Origin of the sequence: Hyphomonas sp. (assembly GCF_041398465.1) — a bacterium.
Lineage (GTDB): Bacteria > Pseudomonadota > Alphaproteobacteria > Caulobacterales > Hyphomonadaceae > Hyphomonas.
The window spans coordinates 149,304-169,564 of sequence record NZ_JAWKUS010000001.1; the positions used below are offsets into that span (position 1 = coordinate 149,304).

Consider the following 20,261-nt stretch of genomic DNA (forward strand, 5'->3'; position numbering starts at 1 on the left):
AACGCAAGGTATGCCCCTCGCGCGCTGCGGGGGGCATAGGATTTGAGCAAGGAGAAACTCAGGATGAAACATCTTCTGATCGGCACGGCGGCAATTGCGCTGCTGGCCGGATGCACGCCAAAGGCATCCGCACCGGCAGATGGGGAAAAGGTCGCGCTGGTTGAAACTGCGCCGCCTGTCGCCAATGCGGATGGAAAGTATGAAACGAGCGAAGGCCTCCTTCTCTCGGCACCGGACTATTGGGGCAGCTGGGGCATCGACCTCAGCGTTCAGGATACGGCCGTCAATCCGGGTAATGATTTCTATGCCTGGACCAACGGCAAATGGCTGGATTCCTTCGTGATCCCTGCGGACCGCTCGCGGTATGGCTCCTTCGACCTTCTGGCTGAGAAATCCGAACAGCGCGTCCGCAAGATTATCGATGACCTGGCCGCGGAGAAGCCGGAAATCGATACGCCGGAAGGCAAGATCGGCGCGTACTACAACGCCTATCTGAATACCGATGCCATCAACGCAGCTGGCCTCGCACCGGCCCAGCCCTATCTCGACAAGATCAACGCAGTCCAGTCACTGGACGATCTCGCGGTTTTGTTCGGTACGCCTGGCTTCTCGTCACCGTTCGGCGGCTACGTGTTTGCAGACGACAAGGATCCGGACACGAACATTTTCCAGATGTTCATCACAGGCCTCGGCCTGCCTGACCGCGACTACTATATCAAGACCGACGAAAAATCAGTCGAGTTGCGCGCGAAATATCTGGAACTGCTGACGTTCATGCTGGACAAGGCAGGCTATGAGGACGCCGCTGGCGAAGCGCAGAAAGTCATGGATCTTGAAACCGAGATCGCCAAAGCCGACTGGGACCGCGCCCTCTCACGTAATCCGGAAATCACCTACAACAAGGTGAGCAAGGATGAACTGGTTGCGATGGCAGGCGACTTCCCGCTGATGCGCTCCTTCGATACAGTCGGCGTGTCCGGAGAGGAAAACTTCCTTGTCACGGAAATTCCGCCGACGCAGGAAGAACTGGATGCTGCAGGCATCTCCACAGAGGACGCCAGCAAGCTTGGCGGCGGCTTTCCAGCCGTATTCGGCATCGTCAGCAATACGCCGCTGGACACCTGGAAAGCCTATCTGACGGCACATTTCCTGTCGGACTTTGGCAGCGTCCTGCCCTCTGACATCGATGACGCGAACTTCGCATTCTACGGCACCGCCCTGCGCGGCCAGCCCGAACAGCGTGAACGCTGGAAGCGCTCCGTCCAGGCCACTCAGGGGTCACTGGGCGAAGCGATCGGCAAGGTGTTCGTGGAGCGCTACTTCCCGCCGGAAAACAAGGCCGCGATGGATGACCTGGTGAAGAACCTGCGGACAGCCATGTCAGCAAACCTGGAAGACCTTGGCTGGATGAGCGACGCCACCAAGGTGAAAGCTGAGGCCAAGCTGAACGCTTTCACGCCGAAAATCGGCTATCCGGAAAAGTTCGAGACATATGATGCGATGGTCATCGGCAGCAATGCACTCGAAAATGCCATTGCCACGCAGAAATGGGCAACAGAGGACAACATTTCTGATCTCGGCAAACCGGTTGACCGGACCAAGTGGGGCATGACTCCGCAGACGATCAACGCCTACTATAATCCGACCTTCAACGAGATCGTCTTCCCGGCCGCCATTCTGCAGCCGCCCTTTTTCAACATCTCGGCAGATCCGGCGGTGAACTATGGTGCCATCGGCGGTGTTATCGGACACGAGATGGGACACGGCTTCGATGACCAGGGCGCCAAATACGACGGTGACGGGGTTCTGAGGAACTGGTGGACCGATGAGGATCTCGCAGCCTTCCGCAAGCTGGGTGATGCCCTCGCCAAGCAGTATTCGTCCTACTGCCCGTTTGACGATGGTCAGACCTGCGTGAACGGCCGGCTGACGCTGGGCGAGAACATCGGTGATCTCGGTGGCCTGTCCCTCGCCTACCGCGCCTACAAGATGTCGCTCGACGGCAAGGAAGCCCCGGTGATCGACGGACTGACCGGCGACCAGCGATTCTTCATGTCCTGGGCCCAGGTCTGGAGATCGAAGTACCGGGAAGAAGCAACCCGACAGCAGATGCGGACGGACCCGCACTCGCCGCCGGTCTACCGCGTCAATGGCGTCGTCAGGAACCTGGATGCATGGTACGATGCGTTTGATATCCAGCCCGGAGACGCGCTCTACCTCCCGCCGGAAGAGCGCATCCACATCTGGTAATCCAGAATTGAAAATCTCGCAATCTGGAGGCGGCGCTACAGTATGCGCCGCCTCTGGCGTATGTACTCAACGGGATATTAAGGGTTTCGGCCCAAATTTTGCGACTTGGGTGGAGTTCATTAGCCAACGGAGCGCTAAGCTACGCCATGAGTATGAAACCGCGCCTCTTTGGGACAAAAAAACCTGACGGTCCTGATCTGGGACGGATTCAACGTACGCTTGAGACGGCTGCAACCCCGCTTGCGTCCCGTCCTCACCAGCAAAACCTGCCCCGTCAGGAACGGGCCAAAGTGTACCGTGAAGTCGTGGTAGCGTATGACTCCGGCTACCGGCGCAAATGTATTGTGCTGGATTATTCCCATCATGGAGTCCGGGTTCGCTTCCCGACCAATGAGGGCCTGCCCCGGAACGTACATCTTTACGCCAAGGCGGTCGGCCTTGAAGGACCCGCACGGGTTGTCTGGCAAAGCGGATCGGAAGCCGGACTCACCTTGGACGCCTGATACGGGATTCAGACGCGCTCATAGCCGCTGAATCGGCATTTCTGCCTGATTTCAAAGTTGCTTTTCGGCACTCCCGAACCCCTGCCCCAGTTTGCCGCACCACTTCTGACCTTTTGTCGGGCTTGACGTGCCCCCTTGTCAGGCGCTTTGTGCCTTCCGAAGTTAGACAGCACGCAGATGCAGCAAGGAGACGCACATGGCTGACCAGGATCCGGTCGTAATCGTTGGCATGGCCCGCACCCCGATGGGTGGCCTTCTCGGAGACCTCGCCGGTTTCAGCGCGAATGAACTCGGCGCAGTCGCCGTCGAAGCGGCCGTGAAAGAGGCCGGCCTCGCACCGGGCGAAGCAAACGAGATCATCATGGGCAACTGCCTGCCCGCTGGCCAGGGTCAGGCCCCTGCCCGCCAGGCCGGTTTCAAGGCTGGCCAGGACAAGGGCCTCGAAGCCGTCACCATCAACAAGATGTGTGGCTCTGGCATGCAAGCCACCGTCATGGGCCGCAACGCGATCCTCGCGGGCGACGCCAACATCGTGATCGCCGGCGGCATGGAATCCATGACCAACGCCCCGCACCTGATCAATGCCCGCAAAGGCCACAAGTATGGCACCATGGCCGCGGAAGACCACATGGCCCTCGACGGCCTGTCCGACGCATATTCCAAAGGCCCGATGGGCCTCTACGCTGACAAGATCGCTGGGGAATACCAGTTCACCCGCGAGCAGCAGGATGCCTATGCCATCGAAACGCTGAAGCGTGCCCAGGACGCCACTGCTGCTGGCAAGTTCAAGCGCGAGATCGCGCCGGTGACCGTAAAGACCCGCAAGGGCGAAACCGTTGTCGAGCAGGACCAGCTGCCGCGCGAAGCCAAGCCGGAGAAAATCCCGGAGCTGCGCCCGGCCTTCTCGAAAGACGGCACCGTAACGGCTGCCAATGCCTCGGCCATCTCTGACGGCGCTGCTGCCCTCGTCCTGATGAAGAAGTCCGAAGCAGAAAAGCGCGGCCTGAAGACGATCGCCACGATCGTTTCCTCTTCCAGCCACGCGCACGAGCCGGAATATTTCACCACCGCTCCGGTGCCGGCCATGCAGAAGGCCCTCGCCAAGGCTGGCTGGGGTGTCGACGAAGTCGAGCTCTGGGAAATCAACGAAGCCTTCGCGGTCGTTCCGATGATCGCCATGAAGGAACTCGGTATCAGCCACGACAAGGTGAACGTGAACGGCGGCGCCTGTGCCATGGGTCACCCGATCGGTGCCTCCGGTGCCCGCGTGATCGTCACGCTGCTGGCAGCCATGGAAGACCGCGGCGCCAAGAAGGGCGTGGCTTCTCTCTGCATCGGCGGCGGTGAAGGCATCGCAATGTGCCTGGAGCGCGCATAGGCCCCTCGCCTCGCGGCGAAACCTGATTTAATTTCCAGCGAGCCCGGGACAGTGTCCCGGGCTCGTTCGCATTCGGAGCCAGCATGATCATCAAACCCGGCGATTTCGACGATCCGCAGATCCGCGAATTGCTGCGCCAGCACCTGCAAGGCATGGCGGAGACCTCGCCACCCGGCTACAGCTTCGCACTGGACTTGTCGGGCCTGGACCGGCCAGACGTCACCTTCCTGTCGGTCTGGGACGGTGACACCCTGCTGGCGATCGGGGCGATGAAAGAGCTGGCGCCAGATCATGGAGAACTGAAATCCATGCGGACACGGACGGATAGCCTGCGCCGGGGCGCGGCGACGGCTATGCTGAACGCACTTCTGGATCTTGCGCGGACGCGAGGCTACCGGCGTGTCAGCCTGGAGACAGGATCAGGCGAGGCCTTCGAGCCGGCCCTCGCCCTTTACCGCAAACACGGCTTCCGAAGCGGAGACGCCTTTGCCGACTATGTCGGCAGCGCGTTCAACCAGTTCTTCCATCTAGACCTGGCCTGAAGGCCTGACGATCTATTTGACGTTTTCGACAAGATCGAGCGGCAGGGCCGTCGTGCGTTTCGCAACGCGGATCACAATTCGCGACTGCACGTCCGAGACGAGTGCGGACCCCAGCAGCTTGTCGCGCAGGAAATTGTCATAGGCGTGCATGTCGGTGGTCACGACATGGATCATGTAGTCCACCTGCCCGGTCACCGTCATGACTTCCGTCACTTCCGGCCAGGCAAGGACCATGTCCTCGAACGCCTGCAGGTTTTCGCGGTTCGGCAGGGCGAGCTTCACGCTGGCGATGACTTCGAAATTCAGCCCGAGCGCAAAATTGTCGAGAATCGTCACACGTCCGCGGATGAAGCCCGCTTCTTCCATGCGTTTGATCCGGCGCCAGCACGGAGAGGAAGAAAGTCCCACGCGATCGGCAATTTCCGCAACGGAAAGCCCCGCGTCCCTTTGGATGATGTCAAGAATCTTGGCATCAACCGAGTCTATTTCTTGGGCCAATTTTCTAAATTCCTTGCTTAATAGGGCATGTTTTGCCCCATTATAACAAAATCGGCGCAAGATAGGCAAGCTTTTTCGTGATTTTTGTCGAATAATCTTCCAGTTCCTTGGAGCGGGCAGATTATCCATGCATCATCGCGAAGTTACGCTGAACGACAAATACGATCTTGTCGAGGGCAAGGCGTATATGACTGGTATTCAGGCACTGGTTCGCCTGCCTCTTGATCGAAAGCGCCTCGATCTGCGCAATAATGTGAACACGGCCGGATTTATCTCCGGATATCGTGGTTCACCCCTTGGTGGATACGACCAGCAGCTGCGCTCCGCGCAGAAATGGCTGGACGCGCACGACATCAAATTCTGGGAAGGCCTGAACGAGGACCTCGGCGCCACCGCTGTCTGGGGCAGCCAGCAGCTCGGCCTTTTCCCCGGCGCGAAATATGATGGCTTGTTCGGCATCTGGTACGGCAAGGCGCCGGGCGTCGACAGGACGGGCGATGTGTTCAAGCATGCCAATGCTGCCGGGTCCTCCGCGCTGGGCGGTGTGCTCGCCATTGTCGGCGACGATCACAATTGCAAATCCTCGACCCTCCCCTCCCAGTCCGAATTCGCGATGATGGATGCCGAGATTCCGGTGCTGAACCCGGCCTCGATCCAGGATGTGCTGGACTATGGCATCCATGCCTGGGAGATGAGCCGCTTCTCCGGCGCCTGGGCCGGCATGGTCGCGCTCGCCGATACGATGGATTCCGGTTCCGTGGTTGAAGTCGGCCTGGACCGCTTCAACATCGTGAAGCCAGACTTCGCCCTGCCTGAAGACGGCGTGCACATGCGCCGGGGCGATGCCCCTTTGCTGAAAGAGCAGCGTCTGCGTCAGGTAAAGATCCCGGCCGCGCAGGCCTATGTCCGCGCCAACGGGCTGGATCATGTCATCCTGCCATCGCCGAAGCCGCGTGTCGGCATCGTCGTGACAGGGCAAGCCGCACGCGACGTGTTCGAAGCGCTCGCCGCGCTCGGTATTGACCCACAGGAAGCGGGCCGTCTCGGCCTCGCCATCTACAAGGTCGCCATGCCCTGGCCGCTGGAGCCGCAAAACATCCGCGAATTCTGCACAGGCCTCGAACGTGTGCTGGTGATCGAGCACAAGCGCCCGCTGATCGAAGACCAGCTGCGCTCCGTCCTCTACCGCCTGCCCGACAGCCAGCGCCCCTTCATCGAAGGCAAGCATGACCGGGACGGCAACCGCCTCCTGTCAGACATTGCCTCCATCACCATCCCGGAAATGGCTGCCGCGCTGATGCAGGTCATCCCGGAAGGCTGGAACACGTCCCGCGCCACGGCCTATTTCGATCGTGTTGGCCGCGCCGGTGAAGCCGCGCGCACGAACGCCACCCCCACCGTCCGTACCCCGCACTTCTGCTCGGGCTGTCCGCACAACACCTCCACCGTCGTACCGGAGGGCTCCCGCGCGCTCGCCGGGATTGGCTGCCACTACATGGCGAACTTCATGCCGGACCGGAAAACCGACATGACCAGCCAGATGGGCGGCGAAGGCATTGCCTGGGTCGGCCAGCACTGGGCGACCGGTGAAGGCCATGTCTTTGTGAACCTTGGCGACGGCACATATTCGCACTCCGGCAGCCTCGCCATCCGCGCCGCGGTCACGTCCGGCGCGAACATGACCTACAAGATCCTCTACAATGACGCCGTCGCCATGACCGGTGGCCAGCATGTGGAGTCCGGCCAGACACCGGCCCAGATCGCCCAGCAGGTCCGCGCCGAGGGCGTACGTACGATCGTCATCGTCACAGAAGACACGACCCGCTACGCCAACGTCAAAGGCCTGCCCGGCGGTGTGAAGATCTATGACCGCGATGATCTGGAAGAGGTCCAACTGACCCTGCGCGAAACGCCCGGCGTCTCGGTCATTATCTACGACCAGATCTGCGCGACGGAGAAGCGCCGCCGTTCCAAGCGCGGCCTGCGCGCGCCGGATCGCACGCGTGTCATCATCAACACCGAAGTCTGCGAAGGCTGTGGCGACTGTTCGGTGAAATCGAACTGTCTTTCCGTCGAACCGGTGGAGACCCCGCTCGGCCGCAAGCGCCGGATCAATCAGTCCACCTGCAATACCGATCTCTCATGCCTCAAGGGCTTTTGCCCGAGCTTCGTGACCATCACAGACGGTGAAGCAGCCTGGGAAGACCAGGAACGTCCGGCCTTCAGCGCCGACGGCCTGCCCCTGCCCGAAACGCCGAGCCTCGCCCAGCCCTATAACGTGCTGTTCACCGGCGTCGGCGGCACAGGCGTGACCACGGTCGCGGCGGTTCTCGCCATGGCGGCACATGTGGACGGCCACGCGGCCTCCAGCCTCGACATGACAGGCCTTGCCCAGAAAGGCGGCCCGGTCCTCTCTCACATCCGTTTCGCGCGGGAGCCGGACCAGATTTCCACCGGCCGTGTACCACCTGCCAGCGCCGATGTCGTCATCGCTTGCGACCTGGTCGTGGCTGCCGGCGGCGATGCGCTGAACCTGATGGATGCAGACCGCACCGCGGCCTATGCCAACAGCGACGTAACGCCGACCAGTGAGTTCATCCGCAATCGCTCCAAACGCTTCGAGAGCGATCTCCTATCCGCCCGCGTGAAGCGGCAGGCGAGTGACTTTGATGCCTTCGATGCAGAGGCCCTCGCCGTCGGCTACCTGCACGATGCGATTTATACGAACATGATCATGGCGGGCTTCGCCTGGCAGAAGGGCAAGGTTCCGGTCTCCCTGCGTGCGCTCTACCGCGCCATCCGCCTCAATGGCACGAAGGTCGACGACAACATGGCCGCCTTCAATATCGGCCGGATCGCGGCGGAAGACCCGGATCGCCTGATCCGTCAGGAAGATCCGCGCGGTGACGTGCCGGAGCAGACGCTGGAAGAACTGATAGAAGACCGCGCTGCGCGTCTCGCGGCCTACCAGAACGCAGCCTATGCGGACCGCTTCCGCGAACTCGTCGCGAAGGTACGCAAGGCCGAGCAAGCCAACGGCACTGGCGAGAAGCTCGCCCGCGCGGCGGCCTTCTATGCCTATAAGGTGATGGCCTACAAGGACGAGTATGAAGTCGCTCGTCTCTACACGGATGGGAAATTCGCCGAGCAGCTCGCCAACCAGTTCAAGGGCGGCAAACTGCGCTTCTGGCTCGCCGCGCCGATGATTGCGAAGAAAGATGCGCACGGCCATTTCGAGAAGAAGCATTTCGGCTCGTGGATGATGCTCGGCTTCAAACTTCTTGCGAAGTTCAAGGGCTTGCGCGGCACGCGGTTCGATCTGTTTGGTTATACCGAAGAACGCCAGCACGAGCGCAAGCTGCGCGATGACTATCTCGCCGGGCTGGAGCGGATCGCCTCTGAACTGTCGGAGAAAAATCTTGAACTGGCCGTCGCCATCGCCCGTGTGCCGGACGACATCCGCGGCTTCGGCCATGTGAAGGATGCTGCGCTGCAGGCGGCGAAGGTCAAGGAAGCGGAGCTCTGGAAAGGCTGGCCGGAAGGCAAGCTGCCCGCGCCGAAGACCACGTTGATCGCTGCCGAGTAAAACCCGCTAGCGCGCAGGCGACACTTCGACGTCGACGATCGTGCCCTTCTTGCCGAGCTTCTTCAGCTCGCGCTCAAGGTTCTTTTTCTTGATCGTCTTCTTCGTGTGCCGGCCGTTCTTGTAGGTCACGTCGAGGCGGACATGTTCGTCCGGCCCGTCCAACGCATCGCCGGTCACGCGCACCGCAGTGCCGCCGACCCAGATGACGCTCTTGCCGGCAACGCCGACGACGTCGACCGCGAAGCCGATCGGCGCGGTCACCACCTTGGACGCTACACAGGCCGGCGCAAAGACGAAGACGGCCGCGATCAGGATGGCCCGGATGATGCGCATGTCTGGTCTCCCCTGTTACAGGGAGACTAGATCAGCGAAGTGTTGAGGGCACCTTACGGCGCGGCAATTCTCAGCCGCGCGCCAGCGACTCGTCGATCAGGCGGGCGGTATTGTCCTTGCCGTAGAGCGCCGCGAAACTGCCGAAGCGCGGGCCCTGTTCCTGGCCGAGCAGCACTTCGTAGAGCGCCTTGAACCATTCGCGGAGATTCTCGAAATTGTGCTCCTTGCCGACGCTGAAGGTCAGCGTCTGGAGGTTTTCCGAGGTCGGTTTATCCGCGAAGGATTTCAGCTGTGCCGAGAGGTCCACCATCGCCGCGCGTTCCTGATCGGTCGGGGCGCGATAGGTTTTCTGCGGCAGGATGAAGTCCGTATAGTAGCGCATCGCATAGCCGGCGAGCTCATCCAGCAGCGGATGCGTCTCGGGCGATGCCTCAGGCGCATACTGCGTGATGAAGCCCCAGAGCTGGGCCTTGTCTTCGGCGTTCGCCACGGCGACGAGGTTCAGCAGCAGCGCGAAGCTGACCGGCATGTCCACTTTCGGCGGGTTACCATTGTGGATGTGCCAGACCGGGTTCTCGATCTGCCGCTCGGGTTCCTCTTCCGGATATTTCTCCAGGAAGGTCAGGTATTCGTCGACCGCTTTCGGGATGACATCGAAATAGAGCTTCTTCGCCACGCGCGGCTTCTGGAACTGGAACAGGCTCAGGCTCTCGTCCGGCGCATATTTCAGCCAGTCTTCGACCGAGATGCCGTTGCCCTTGGTCTTGGAAATCTTCTCGCCTTTTTCATCGAGAAACATCTCGTAGACATATTGTTCCGGCGGACGCTTGCCGAGGATCTTCGTAATCTTCGAATAGATCGGCGCATTGGCCTGGTGGTCCTTGCCGAACATTTCGAAATCGACGCCGAGGGCGGCCCAGCGCATGCCGAAGTCCGGCTTCCATTGCATCTTCACATGTCCGCCGGTGACCGGCAGCGTGAACTCCTTGCCCTGCTCGTCATCGAACGTGATCGTGCCTTTTGCGCCATCGACGGATTTCATCGGCACGTAGAGGACATGGCCGGTTTCCGGATGGATCGGCAGGAACGGGCTATAGGTCGCCCGGCGTTCCTCGCCCAGTGTCGGCAGCATGACATCCATGATGTCCTGATACTTCTCCGCCGCGCGCTTCAGCATCTCGTCGAACCGGCCCGACTTGTAGCAATCCGTGGCCGAGAGGAATTCGTACTCGAAACCGAACTGATCGAGGAAGGCGCGCAGGCGCGCATTCATGTGCTTGCCATATGACTCATGCGTGCCGAACGGGTCCGGCACGGATGTCAGCGGCTGTTGCAGATAGGCTTCAAGTTTCTCCGGGTTCGGCACGGTCGGCGGCACCTTGCGCATGCCGTCCATGTCGTCGGAGACGCAGATCAGGCGTGTCGGGATCTCGCCCTTGGTCAGCACTTCAAAGGCATGGCGCACCATGGTCGTGCGGACCACCTCTCCGAACGTGCCAATATGCGGCAGGCCGGAGGGGCCATAACCCGTTTCGAAGATGACCGGGTCGCCCGGCTTTCGCTGGCCGGCTTTCTCCTGCTGCTCAACACGCTGTTTGAGTTTCCGCGCCAGCTCGAAGGGCCATGCCTTGGCGGATTCGGCGAGGATGGAGAAATCGGTCATTTCGGTCAGGGTCTCCCTGAAGGCAGATAAAGGAAGCCGACGGTCGCCCGATGCGAACGCCGGCTGCCGGTGAAGCGGTTTATTGTCTGGCCTCAGTTAAACGTATCCGGATTACCGATGCGCTTGTGAATGGGCCATTCAGCAAAGGCCAGATACAGAAAAGCGATCAGATTGACCAGTGGGACCAGCATCAGCAAAGACCAGGCACCGTTGAAGCCGGCTTTGCTCCAGATTTTCCAGTAGGCGACGATGAACAGGATGATCATCGCCAGGTAAACGACACCGATCACAATCATCATTGTGCCGGCTGCAGCATCGTTGGACATATATTCCTCCCTCCTTTTCAGGACCTTCAGCCTAGGACGGAACTTCCTTTCGCTCAAATCCAAACCCTCCGGAGAGGATTCCGGGCGCGAAATTTCGTGTAAGAAATATTTGACATGTCAAAAATGTTTTACTACATGACGTGTAAGAAATTTTTGACATGAAAGTCTAAGACATGACCACCTATTTCCGATCCGACTTTATCGCCTCGCTGATTTCCATTCTGGCCGGGGTTATCATCCTCGGGGCCTATCTGGGCCTGTGGTGGCACCCGCCCGAGACAGGGATGATCCTCTACTGGCGCGTTGGCGTTGCGGTCGCCCTGATCGTCGTCGCGATGATCTGCGTCGGCATCTTTCTGGGCGTCGCCAACCGCAAGGCGCCGCAAAGCGATGAACGCGAGGCCCTCGTCGCGCTCTATGCGATGCGCAACACCTGCTACGCCTATGCTGGCGGTGTGGCGTTCACTTTCCTGCACGCCTTTGACGGCCTGGGCGTGATGGACGTTGCCCATGCCATGATCGGCATCATCGTCTTTGCCGAGGCCGTGCGGGTGATCTCACTGGCCTGGTATCTCAGCCGGGGCATCTGATCATGGCCAAGCGCCCCCCCATTGGGAATCGTATCCGTGAGCTTCGCGAACAGCACGGGAATTTGAGCCAGGCGGCCCTTGCCGAAGCGATCGGTGTGACCCGCCAGACCGTAATCGCCATCGAACAGGGCCGTTACTCCCCTTCCCTCGAAAGCGCCTTCCGCATTTCCCGCGTGTTCGGCGTCGGCCTGGAAGACGTGTTCAGCTGGCTGGAACCCCAAGATAGCTGAGCACGGCGTGGCGGATGCGGGCCTTCAACTGGCCCGGGTTCGTTTCGCCATAGTCCCCGGCGAAGTCGCACATGCCGTGCACCATGCCGAACAGGTCCTTGGCCACGACATCGAGGTCAAAGGGCAGATCGATCCTGTTCGCCATGAGAAGCTCCCGGATCAGGGCCAGTACGGAGGCGTGCTTTGCCTCCAGCTCCGGATCGCTCGCCAGCCGGTGTTCTTCCACATCGATCAGCCGGGCCAGTGCCGGCCGGTCCAGCTGGTGCGCCACGACGACATCGATCAGCGCATTCAGCTGCACCCCGAAATCCTGCCCGGCGGTCGCCTCGGCCGCAGCATAGACATTGTCGTGCAACTGCATCGCATCGGCCATGACGAGCGCCGCCGTGACCGCATCCTTGTTCGGGAAGTACTGGTAGAGCGAGCCGATGGACACGCCCGCCCGCTTTGCGATCGCATTGGTCGTGTAGCCCTCGAATCCCTCGCTTTCGAGAATGCGAGCCGCCGCTTCGAGGATCGCGTCCACCGTCGCGGCGGAGCGGGCCTGTACTGGTGATTTTCTGGGCCTGGGGATCGTGGTCTGGGTCATGCCTGAATGCGAGTTTCAATGTGAGTTAAAGCTCATATTTTGAAACGTAGGTGCTTTAGACAGGAAAGGAAAGCCCCATGCCTTTCGATTGCAGAAATGCCGACCACACGACGAGCGGCCTGAACGATGCCGACGTCGCCCACACGCTGAGACAGCTGCACCATCAGGCGGCCGGCCGGGATGCCCTCGTCTTCGCCCGCGCCCTGCCCGCGATCATATCCGGCAAGTTCACTGGCCGCTCGGTCTTCGAGTCAGCAGAGCCGTATCTCTCGAAAGCCTTCATCCCGGTATCGGAGGAATTCGGCCGCTTCATGTACCTGACGGCCTTGTCACGCGGCGCCCGGAAAATCGTCGAATTCGGCACGTCCTACGGCATTTCCTCCATCTACCTGGCCGCCGCAGCGCGGGAGACCGGCGGCTTCTTCACCGGAACCGAGAAGGACAGCGCCAAGGCGCAGGTCGCACTCGCAAACCTGAACGAGGCTGGCCTGTCACGCTGGTCGGACATCCGGGAAGGCGACGCGCTGGAAAGCCTCGCCCCGCTGGAAGGGCCGGTCGACTTCCTGTTCCTCGATGGCTGGAAGGATCTCTACATCCCGGTCCTGAAGCTGATGGAGCCGAAACTTGCGCCCGGCGCCGTCATCTTTGCCGACAATATCAAAACGTTCCGCAAGACGCTGAAGCCCTTTGTGGACTACATTTCCGACACATCGAACGGCTATGAGACGACCATATTGGACATTGGCAGTGGCGTGTCGCTGTCGGTCTGGCGGAAGGCCCGTTGAGATACGCAACAATCCGTATTGACAATCATTCGCAGTGACTGCAAATGGTTCTCATGATCATTTGTGTCTGCAATGCCATTAACTGCAAGAGCGTGCGCGCCGCCGTGGAGGCTGGTGCGGACAATCCGAAAGCTGTGCAGGCGCACCATGGCTGCAAGTTCCAGTGCGGCAAATGCCGGTCGTCCATCGGTGAAATGATCGCGGAAACTGACATGGATCGCGGCCCCGCCCCGGCCCTGATGGCCGCCGAATAGGGCAACCTTCTGGTATTGCTGGATTTTCCGGAACAGTCTGAGACTGTTTCGCACTCTCATATGCAATTGATTTAATTGGATTTTTCTTGCGGCGCAGGCCCAATCAGCCTATCTGCTACGTATATTCACGTAACTTATTGAAGGAGCTCTCCCATGAAAGGCGACAAGAAGGTCATCGAATACCTGAACAAGGCGCTGAAAAACGAGCTCACCGCCATCAACCAGTATTTCCTGCATGCCCGCATCCTTCAGGACTGGGGCGTCTCGAAGCTCGGCGAGAAGGAATACAAGGAATCGATCGAGGAAATGGAGCACGCCGACTGGCTGGTCCAGCGCGTCCTGTTCCTTGGCGGCCTGCCGAATCTGCAGGATCTCGGCAAGCTGCAGATCGGCGAGAGCGTCCAGGAAATTCTCGAATGCGACCTGAAGCTCGAGAACATGGCGATCCCGCTGCTGCGCGAAGCCATGGCCTATTGCGAGTCGGTTCAGGACTATGTGAGCCGCGACCTGTTCGGGAAAATCCTCCACAATGAGGAAGAGCATGTCGACTATATCGAGACCCAGTTCGAACTGATCGAGCGCATCGGGATCGAGCGCTACACGATGCTCCAGTCCGAAGCGAACGCCTCGCCGGAAGGCTGATCGCACCATATAAAATCCAATATAAACACCATGTATAGACCATGTAGAGGCGCCTCCCGGGGCGCCTCTTCTCATTCCGCGCAGGCAACCAGGGCGGCATTGAACGCCGGCTGAGGCAGCGAAGCGTTCTTCTGCGCACAAGCATCGACCCGCGCTGACGCGCGCGCTTTCTCGAAACTGCCCTCTCCCGAAATGCGCCCCCGCAGATAGAGCGCCCTGTCGGCGTCGCCTGTCAGGATGAAGGCCGGATGCCAGGGAATGTCTGCCGCCTTGGCGAGTTCGTTCGTACAGTTCGACATCAGCGTGTTGTAGAAACGCGGGCGCTGTTCGATGGAGACCGTCTTCTCCAGCAGCGCTGTGAGATAGGCTTCCGCTTCCTGCTGGCTGAGCGCCAGCGGGTACATGTAAAGCTCGCGGTCCATCATCACCGCGCGGCGGGTCATCAGGTCCCGCGGGCTCGCCCAGTAGTACATGAGCTCGAACTTGTTGAACGCACCGCGCAGCGCTGAATAGGTTTCGCGTGTTTCTTTGCGGGCCTCGATGGTGAGGCCGACAAGATCCCCTTCCCCGAATTCGAACAGCACAAATGTATGCGCCATGACGCTCAGGCCCGGATGCGGCTCCATCACAAACCAGACGCGGCGCACATCCGAAATGCGATGCGGCGGCACAGCGCTCCACACCATTTCGTCCGGATCATTTTCTGTGTACGTCCAGTCACCATAGGGCGCGATGGAAAAGACGCCGTCCTGCAAGTTAACATGCGGCAGCCGCGAGAGATGTGGATACCACTCCCGGTCATGCCGCGGTTCTTTGGTGACGACGGCCAGCAGGAAGACGCCGAACGCCGCAAGCGCCGCCACAAGGATCGGAGAGATCCAGCGCACTGGCGCTAAAAGCCCGCCGGTTTGAAACTGTCTGCCTGCGCCATCGCCCATTCGCTGGAGAGGTGCGTGCCCGATGCGTCTGCCAGCAGCTGGCCGCGATGCAACAACTCATAGGCTTCGTCTGCCGGGCGGACGATGTCTTCCGTCACCCTGTGCATGATGTGGCGCGGCGTCAGTTCGCCGGGATGCTTGCAGCCGGCCGCGCCGACCACTTCCATCAGCGCCTTCACCGTATTGCGGTGGAAGTTTGCGACACGCACCGCCTTGTCTGCGACATCCAGCCCATGCTGGCGCGCAGGGTCCTGCGTCGCGATGCCGGTCGGGCAATGATTGTTGTGGCAGTTGAGAGACTGGATACAGCCCAGCGCAAACATGAAGCCGCGCGCCGTGTTCACCCAGTCCGCTCCCAGAGCCATGGAAGACGCAATCGCAAAGGCGCTGACCTGCTTGCCCGAGCAGGCAAGACGCACTTCATCTTTCAGCCCCGTGCCGACCAGCGCGTTCCGTGTCAGGACCAGGCCCTGACGCAGCGGCGCGCCGACATGGTCCAGGAATTCTGCGGGCGCGGCGCCCGTGCCACCTTCCCCGCCATCGACGACCATGAAGTCAAGCAGCACGCCGGTCTTCAGCATCGCCTTGCAGAGCGCCAGCACTTCCCAGCGATTGCCGACCGCGAACTTTGCGCCGACCGGCTTGCCGCCAGACAGTTCGCGCAGCTTCGCGACGAACTCCATCATTTCGATCGGTGTCGAGAAGGCTGAATGCGCAGGCGGCGAGACGCAGGTCTCACCCACCTTGATGCCGCGGGCTTCGGCGATGGCTTCTGTCACCTTGGAACCGGGCAACACGCCGCCATGGCCGGGCTTTGCGCCCTGGCTGAGCTTGATCTCGATCATCTTGATCTGAGGATCGGCGGCGACGTCCTTGAAACGCTCCGGATCGAAACTCCCATCGGAAGCGCGGCAACCGAAATAGCCGGAGCCCAGTTCCCAGACGAGATCTGCCCCACCCTTGCGGTGATAGCGCGAGACGGAACCTTCACCCGTATCGTGATAGAAGCCGCCCTTCTTCGCGCCGGCCGACAAGGCTTCGATGGCATGTGAGCCAAGCGAGCCGAAACTCATTGCCGAGATATTGAACACGCTGGCAGAATATGGCTGCGACGTACCGGGCGCGCCGACCATGACGCGCGGATCGGTATCCTCGCAATGCACCGCGGCCATGGAATGGGCCAGCCATTCATACGGCGGACGGTCGATCTCCATATGGCTGCCGAACGGCTCGACGGATGTGACGTCTTTCGCACGGCGATACATCATGGAGCGCTCTTCGTGATTGAAGGGCTTTCCTTCCGTCTCGCTCTCCACGACGTAAGAGCGCAGGAAAGGCCGCATCTCTTCGGCCAGCCAGCGCACACGTGAAAGAAGCGGATAGTTGCGCCACAGCGTGTGACGCCGCTGGATCAGATCTGAAATGCCAAGCAAGGTGATCAGACCGGCAATGATAGCAGTGCTTTGTGCCACCGCACCTGTTGGCCAGAAATAAACACCCGCCGCAAAAACCAGCGCAACGATGATCAAGACTGCATAGCGAGACATGGGTGTTCGGCGCCTCCCGACCGCTTCCCTGTTTTGGCAAGCCTAGCGATGTCCGCCCGCAGGGGGAAGACTCCTGTGCAGGCTTATCTTTTTCGACATCTTCCGGTGCAGACCATTACCGCGGATTTCTTCTGCATGATCTATTCCGTGGGCAATTGACACAATATCCGAATACGGATTAAATTAATTTGGCACCTTTGCGCGATTCATCATCGCCAAGGGTTGTTTCCTTGTGGAAATCGTGGCTTGGGTGTTTTGCGATTCGTTTTGATTCGTGAACAAGTGCTGCGTAATTCTGAAATCACGCCCGTCCGACGGGCCCATAGAGGAGACACTCCCATGGCAAAAGCTACCAAGAAAGCTGCGGCGCCGAAAAAGGCTGCTGCTCCGGCAGTGACCAAGCCGGCGAAAGAGCCATCCAAAAAAGAAGTCCTGATGGAAAAGTATGTCGCCGATCTCAAAGAGAAGGTTGGTGAAGCTCGTCCGGACATGGCGCTTCTCGAAGGCGCCGTGAAAGCTTGCGGTCCGTCCATCTACAAATCCGACTCCGCAACGGTTGCCGCTTCGTCGAAAGACGAAATGGACCGCATCAAGAAAACCTTCATCGCGAAGAAGCTTGGCGTCACTGACGAAGCCAAAGCCGATGCGGCGCTTGCCGAAGCGATCGAGAAGTATGGCCGTTCGGTTCGCGCCAAGCACCGTCCGGTTGTCTACTACCTCGTCGCAAAAGCTCTGCGCAAAGGTTCTGCTCTGAAATAAGCAGTCTTCCGGAAACGGAAAAAGCCGGGCCAGCTCTCGCTGCGCCCGGCTTTCTTTTGTCTTGTGTTGGCAGTTTGTCTTAGTAGCCGTTCAGCTTCGCAAAGCGGTCACGGTGCCAGCTGGCCGAGCCATACATGGCTTCCTGCGCGCGGGCGCGCTTCATGTAGAGACCGGGATCTGCCACGTCGGTCATGCCGATGCCGCCATGCATCTGGACACATTCGTTCGAAACGAGATGAACCAGTTCGCTCGCGCGTGCCTTGGCCAGGCTGGCCAGTTCGGCAACATTGGTCTTGCCTTCATCGACAGCCGACAGGGCCGCCGCAACGCAGGACCGCGTCATCTCAAGCTCGGTGAACATCTTTGCCGCGCGATGCTGCAAGGACTGGAAAGAGCCGATCAGCTGGCCGAACTGCTTGCGGGTCTGCAGGTATTCCAGCGTCATGTCGAACGCAGCCTGCGCCGAGCCCAGCATTTCCGCCGCCTGTCCGATCGCGGCCCGGTCCAGCACCGGCTCCAGCACGTCCGCGCCTTCATCGGCCGCGCCGATCAGGGCGCCTTCGCCCACCATCACATCCGTGAAGGTGATGTGTGCTGCGCCGTGGCTGTCCGCGGTCTTCAGTTCCTGGATGGAGACGCCCTTGGCATCTGCCGGTACGAGGAACAGCGACAGGCCGTGACGGTCACCCGCTTCACCGAATGTACGGGCGACGACAATCAGCATGTCGGCATGGTGCCCGTCCGGCACGTAGCGCTTCTCGCCGTTCAGCGTGTAGCCCTGTCCATTGCGCTCGGCTTCGGTGGCGACGTTCAGCGGATTGAAGTGCGCACTTTCATCGAGGGCGAGCGCGAAGGTCACGTCGCCGCCGGCGATCTTCGGAAGCCATTCGGCCTGTTGCGCCGGGCTGCCGCCCAGCTGGATCGCGCTGGCACCGATCAGCGCCGTCTGCAGAAGCGGCGTTGCGGCCAGCGTGCGGCCCTGTGCTTCAAGGATCTGGCCGAGGCCAACGAGGCCGAAATGTTCGCCGCCCGGTTCTTCCGGAACGATCACGCCGAAGAAGCCGAGCTCTGCCAGCTTCTGGCGGGTGGCCGGGTCCTTGCCGTTTGCGCCACTGTCACGCAAAGCGCGCAGATGCGTCACCGGCAGTTCGTCACGCGCAAACGCCATCGCCGTTTCACGCAGCATGTCCTGATCTTCAGTCAGTAGAAAAGTCATTGTGGATTACCTTTTAAGCATTCGCTGAGCGCGCGGGGCTCTGCTGCCCCAAGCGTGCCAGACGAGTCATAAATTTCGAGCATGCCATCGGCCCGGATGATCAATCCGTCACCTGACGGACTTCCAACCACGCCATATTCATTGCTGCCGACGGACTTCAGGAGATAGGTGAGGTCCGCACTCCCTTCCGTCTTCTGCACCATCATGTATTGGCCGGTATCGGACCGCAGGATCACGGTTGCCGAGCGGGGTGTCGCTTCGGCATCCGAAGACTCCCAGCACCAGGCGCCGAGTTCCAGCTCTTCCGCCTGCGCGGCGCCAGCCGGCAGAGCGAGAAGAAGTCCGATGGCAAGCATCGCCCGCATCTATTTGTGATCCTTCAGGCCAAGCACGCGCTTGGAGACCACGTTGAGATTGATCTCGCTGGTGCCACCTTCGATCGAGTTCCCCTTCGAGCGCAGCCACTGGCGGGTGACTTTCTTGGCGGTCGGGTCGAAGCCCTCCCCTTCCCAGCCGAGCCCTTCGGACCCTAGCGCCTCGACCAGAAGCTCGTGGCGGTCCTGGTTCATCTTGGCGGCGCCGTATTTCAGGATCGACGCGGTATGGCTGACGGCCTGTCCGGCCTTGGCCTGTTCGGCCTGGCGCTGAACGGTCAGGCTGAAGGCCTTGGCGTACATCTTGTGATCGGTGATGCGGCCGCGCAGGTCGCCATCAAGGAGACGGCCATCGCTGTCGGTTCCGATATGCTGCTTGGCATAGTCTTCCGGTCCCATGATGCCGGAACCACCCGTGCCGCCGAAGCCGCCCGCGGAAATCGAGGAACGCTCGAACTGCAGAAGTCGTTTTGCAATCTGCCAGCCGCCATTCACTTCACCGACCAGCTGATCCTTCGGCACTTTCACGTCCGAGAAGAAGGTTTCGCAGAAAGGGCTCTCGCCGGAGATCAGCAGGATCGGGCGCGCTTCGACGCCGGGGCTTTCCATGTCAAACAGGATGAAGCTGATGCCTTCATGCTTCACGCTGGTATCGGTCCGCACAAGGCAGAAGATCCAGTCAGCCTTGTCGGCGTAGGAGGTCCAGACTTTCTGGCCGTTGATCAGGTAGTGATCGCCCTTGTCCTCACAGCGGGTCTGCAGGTCAGCCAGGTCAGAACCGGCACCCGGCTCGGAATAGCCCTGGCACCAGCGGGTGCGGCCGTGGATGATGTCCGGGATGAAGCGCTGCTTCTGTTCCTCGTTGCCGAACTCCAGCAGCGCCGGGCCGAACATCCAGAGGCCGAACGAGAACAGCGGCTGGCGCGCCTTGATGCGGCCCATTTCCTGCTGCAGCACGCGGGCTTCGGCCGGGGACAGGCCACCGCCACCGTACTTCTTCGGCCATTGCGGCGCAGTCCAGCCCTTGGACGCCATGCGCTCCAGCCAGACTTTCGACTCGGGGTTCTTGAACTTCTCCCGCTTGCCGCCCCAGACGATTTCATCGTCCTTCATCGGCGTACGCATGGAAGGCGGGCAGTTTTCCTCGAGCCAGCTGCGCGCCTCTGCGCGGAAGGTCTCGAGCTCGTCGACGGCAGTGTCGGCCATGGCGGTCTCCCTATTAGATATGACAGGTGGGAACCCTATTCCGCCGCAGCGG

21 protein-coding genes are annotated in these 20,261 nt (G+C 60.5%); 11 read left to right on the forward strand and 10 right to left on the reverse strand.

Annotation, left to right across the window (positions count from 1 at the left end; genetic code table 11):
* The first annotated feature begins 63 nt into the window (after positions 1-63).
* The 4 genes from R3C98_RS00700 (at position 64) to R3C98_RS00715 (ending at position 4,673) form a co-directional block, all read left to right on the forward strand.
* Entirely contained in the window at positions 64-2,250 is a 2,187-nt protein-coding gene (locus tag R3C98_RS00700; RefSeq protein ID WP_371312188.1) for a M13 family metallopeptidase, read from the forward strand.
* 290 nt (positions 2,251-2,540) lie between these two features.
* Positions 2,541-2,753, forward strand: coding sequence for a PilZ domain-containing protein (locus R3C98_RS00705; RefSeq protein ID WP_371312189.1), 213 nt, complete (start codon positions 2,541-2,543; stop codon positions 2,751-2,753).
* A gap of 196 nt (positions 2,754-2,949) precedes the next feature.
* On the forward strand, positions 2,950-4,131 hold the full coding sequence (locus R3C98_RS00710) for an acetyl-CoA C-acyltransferase (protein WP_371312190.1): 1,182 nt from the start codon (positions 2,950-2,952) through the stop codon (positions 4,129-4,131).
* 83 nt (positions 4,132-4,214) lie between these two features.
* The gene (locus tag R3C98_RS00715) at positions 4,215-4,673 is read left to right on the forward strand and encodes a GNAT family N-acetyltransferase (protein ID WP_371312191.1); all 459 of its coding nucleotides are present in this window, start codon (positions 4,215-4,217) and stop codon (positions 4,671-4,673) included.
* Between the two features lie 12 nt (positions 4,674-4,685).
* On the opposite strand, the gene R3C98_RS00720 is transcribed toward R3C98_RS00715, so the two are convergent.
* Positions 4,686-5,300, reverse strand: a complete 615-nt coding sequence (locus R3C98_RS00720; protein WP_371312192.1) for an Lrp/AsnC family transcriptional regulator — start codon at positions 5,298-5,300, stop codon at positions 4,686-4,688.
* Here R3C98_RS00720 and R3C98_RS00725 point away from each other — a divergent pair.
* A complete protein-coding gene (locus R3C98_RS00725; protein WP_371312193.1) occupies positions 5,299-8,757 on the forward strand; it encodes an indolepyruvate ferredoxin oxidoreductase family protein in 3,459 nt (1,152 codons plus the stop codon). The genes R3C98_RS00720 and R3C98_RS00725 overlap by 2 nt on opposite strands.
* 6 nt (positions 8,758-8,763) lie before the next feature.
* On the opposite strand, the gene R3C98_RS00730 is transcribed toward R3C98_RS00725, so the two are convergent.
* The 3 genes from R3C98_RS00730 to R3C98_RS00740 form a co-directional block, all read right to left on the reverse strand.
* Positions 8,764-9,090 (reverse strand): hypothetical protein, encoded by a 327-nt coding sequence (locus R3C98_RS00730; protein WP_371312194.1) that lies wholly within the window; start codon positions 9,088-9,090, stop codon positions 8,764-8,766.
* A gap of 70 nt (positions 9,091-9,160) precedes the next feature.
* Positions 9,161-10,753 (reverse strand): lysine--tRNA ligase, encoded by a 1,593-nt coding sequence (locus tag R3C98_RS00735; RefSeq protein WP_371312195.1) that lies wholly within the window; start codon positions 10,751-10,753, stop codon positions 9,161-9,163.
* A 92-nt stretch (positions 10,754-10,845) separates the two neighbouring features.
* A complete protein-coding gene (locus tag R3C98_RS00740; RefSeq protein WP_371312196.1) occupies positions 10,846-11,079 on the reverse strand; it encodes a hypothetical protein in 234 nt (77 codons plus the stop codon).
* 173 nt (positions 11,080-11,252) lie between these two features.
* Here R3C98_RS00740 and R3C98_RS00745 point away from each other — a divergent pair, with 173 nt between their 5' ends.
* Positions 11,253-11,669 carry a hypothetical protein gene (locus R3C98_RS00745; RefSeq protein WP_371312197.1) on the forward strand — a complete coding sequence of 139 codons (417 nt, stop codon included), beginning with the start codon at positions 11,253-11,255 and terminating at the stop codon, positions 11,667-11,669.
* Between the two features lie 2 nt (positions 11,670-11,671).
* Entirely contained in the window at positions 11,672-11,899 is a 228-nt protein-coding gene (locus tag R3C98_RS00750) for a helix-turn-helix transcriptional regulator (protein ID WP_371312198.1), read from the forward strand.
* Here R3C98_RS00750 and R3C98_RS00755 read toward each other — a convergent pair.
* Positions 11,871-12,488, reverse strand: coding sequence for a TetR/AcrR family transcriptional regulator (locus R3C98_RS00755; protein WP_371312199.1), 618 nt, complete (start codon positions 12,486-12,488; stop codon positions 11,871-11,873). The genes R3C98_RS00750 and R3C98_RS00755 overlap by 29 nt on opposite strands.
* A gap of 77 nt (positions 12,489-12,565) precedes the next feature.
* Here R3C98_RS00755 and R3C98_RS00760 point away from each other — a divergent pair, with 77 nt between their 5' ends.
* The 3 genes from R3C98_RS00760 to bfr all read left to right on the forward strand — a co-directional run bounded on the left by R3C98_RS00760 (position 12,566) and on the right by bfr (position 14,169).
* Positions 12,566-13,273 carry an O-methyltransferase gene (locus tag R3C98_RS00760; protein WP_371312200.1) on the forward strand — a complete coding sequence of 236 codons (708 nt, stop codon included), beginning with the start codon at positions 12,566-12,568 and terminating at the stop codon, positions 13,271-13,273.
* Positions 13,274-13,317: 44 nt separating this feature from the next.
* On the forward strand, positions 13,318-13,527 hold the full coding sequence (locus R3C98_RS00765; protein WP_371312201.1) for a bacterioferritin-associated ferredoxin: 210 nt from the start codon (positions 13,318-13,320) through the stop codon (positions 13,525-13,527).
* Between the two features lie 153 nt (positions 13,528-13,680).
* Complete coding sequence (bfr, locus tag R3C98_RS00770; protein ID WP_371312202.1) at positions 13,681-14,169, forward strand: bacterioferritin; 489 nt, start codon at positions 13,681-13,683, stop codon at positions 14,167-14,169.
* A 71-nt stretch (positions 14,170-14,240) separates the two neighbouring features.
* Here bfr and R3C98_RS00775 read toward each other — a convergent pair whose 3' ends face one another.
* Together R3C98_RS00775 and R3C98_RS00780 are read right to left on the reverse strand one after the other, a co-directional pair.
* The gene (locus tag R3C98_RS00775) at positions 14,241-15,056 is read right to left on the reverse strand and encodes a DUF4105 domain-containing protein (protein ID WP_371312203.1); all 816 of its coding nucleotides are present in this window, start codon (positions 15,054-15,056) and stop codon (positions 14,241-14,243) included.
* A gap of 5 nt (positions 15,057-15,061) precedes the next feature.
* On the reverse strand, positions 15,062-16,654 hold the full coding sequence (locus R3C98_RS00780) for an FMN-binding glutamate synthase family protein (protein ID WP_371312204.1): 1,593 nt from the start codon (positions 16,652-16,654) through the stop codon (positions 15,062-15,064).
* A gap of 339 nt (positions 16,655-16,993) precedes the next feature.
* Between R3C98_RS00780 and R3C98_RS00785 the strand changes: the two genes are divergently transcribed.
* Positions 16,994-17,413: a DUF2853 family protein gene (locus R3C98_RS00785; RefSeq protein WP_371312205.1), complete on the forward strand. Its 420-nt coding sequence runs from the start codon at positions 16,994-16,996 to the stop codon at positions 17,411-17,413.
* A gap of 79 nt (positions 17,414-17,492) precedes the next feature.
* On the opposite strand, the gene R3C98_RS00790 is transcribed toward R3C98_RS00785, so the two are convergent.
* From R3C98_RS00790 to R3C98_RS00800, 3 genes are read right to left on the reverse strand one after another with little or no spacing between them, the layout of a single operon-like run.
* Positions 17,493-18,629 (reverse strand): acyl-CoA dehydrogenase family protein, encoded by a 1,137-nt coding sequence (locus R3C98_RS00790; RefSeq protein ID WP_371312206.1) that lies wholly within the window; start codon positions 18,627-18,629, stop codon positions 17,493-17,495.
* A complete protein-coding gene (locus R3C98_RS00795; protein ID WP_371312207.1) occupies positions 18,626-18,994 on the reverse strand; it encodes a hypothetical protein in 369 nt (122 codons plus the stop codon). Before R3C98_RS00795 ends, R3C98_RS00790 begins: the two co-directional genes overlap by 4 nt.
* Positions 18,995-20,209, reverse strand: coding sequence for an acyl-CoA dehydrogenase family protein (locus R3C98_RS00800; protein ID WP_371312208.1), 1,215 nt, complete (start codon positions 20,207-20,209; stop codon positions 18,995-18,997).
* Between the last annotated feature and the right edge of the window lie 52 nt (positions 20,210-20,261).

Coding starts and splice junctions, on each gene's coding strand:
- R3C98_RS00700 (WP_371312188.1), top strand. CDS start 64: ATGAAACATCTTCTGATCGGCACGGCGGCAATTGCGCTGCTGGCCGGA.
- R3C98_RS00710 (WP_371312190.1), top strand. CDS start 2,950: ATGGCTGACCAGGATCCGGTCGTAATCGTTGGCATGGCCCGCACCCCG.
- R3C98_RS00715 (WP_371312191.1), top strand. CDS start 4,215: ATGATCATCAAACCCGGCGATTTCGACGATCCGCAGATCCGCGAATTG.
- R3C98_RS00725 (WP_371312193.1), top strand. CDS start 5,299: ATGCATCATCGCGAAGTTACGCTGAACGACAAATACGATCTTGTCGAG.
- R3C98_RS00720 (WP_371312192.1), bottom strand. CDS start 5,300: ATGGATAATCTGCCCGCTCCAAGGAACTGGAAGATTATTCGACAAAAA.
- R3C98_RS00730 (WP_371312194.1), bottom strand. CDS start 9,090: ATGCGCATCATCCGGGCCATCCTGATCGCGGCCGTCTTCGTCTTTGCG.
- R3C98_RS00735 (WP_371312195.1), bottom strand. CDS start 10,753: ATGACCGATTTCTCCATCCTCGCCGAATCCGCCAAGGCATGGCCCTTC.
- R3C98_RS00740 (WP_371312196.1), bottom strand. CDS start 11,079: ATGTCCAACGATGCTGCAGCCGGCACAATGATGATTGTGATCGGTGTC.
- R3C98_RS00745 (WP_371312197.1), top strand. CDS start 11,253: ATGACCACCTATTTCCGATCCGACTTTATCGCCTCGCTGATTTCCATT.
- R3C98_RS00750 (WP_371312198.1), top strand. CDS start 11,672: ATGGCCAAGCGCCCCCCCATTGGGAATCGTATCCGTGAGCTTCGCGAA.
- R3C98_RS00755 (WP_371312199.1), bottom strand. CDS start 12,488: ATGACCCAGACCACGATCCCCAGGCCCAGAAAATCACCAGTACAGGCC.
- R3C98_RS00760 (WP_371312200.1), top strand. CDS start 12,566: ATGCCTTTCGATTGCAGAAATGCCGACCACACGACGAGCGGCCTGAAC.
- R3C98_RS00765 (WP_371312201.1), top strand. CDS start 13,318: ATGGTTCTCATGATCATTTGTGTCTGCAATGCCATTAACTGCAAGAGC.
- bfr (WP_371312202.1), top strand. CDS start 13,681: ATGAAAGGCGACAAGAAGGTCATCGAATACCTGAACAAGGCGCTGAAA.
- R3C98_RS00780 (WP_371312204.1), bottom strand. CDS start 16,654: ATGTCTCGCTATGCAGTCTTGATCATCGTTGCGCTGGTTTTTGCGGCG.
- R3C98_RS00785 (WP_371312205.1), top strand. CDS start 16,994: ATGGCAAAAGCTACCAAGAAAGCTGCGGCGCCGAAAAAGGCTGCTGCT.
- R3C98_RS00790 (WP_371312206.1), bottom strand. CDS start 18,629: ATGACTTTTCTACTGACTGAAGATCAGGACATGCTGCGTGAAACGGCG.
- R3C98_RS00795 (WP_371312207.1), bottom strand. CDS start 18,994: ATGCGGGCGATGCTTGCCATCGGACTTCTTCTCGCTCTGCCGGCTGGC.
- R3C98_RS00800 (WP_371312208.1), bottom strand. CDS start 20,209: ATGGCCGACACTGCCGTCGACGAGCTCGAGACCTTCCGCGCAGAGGCG.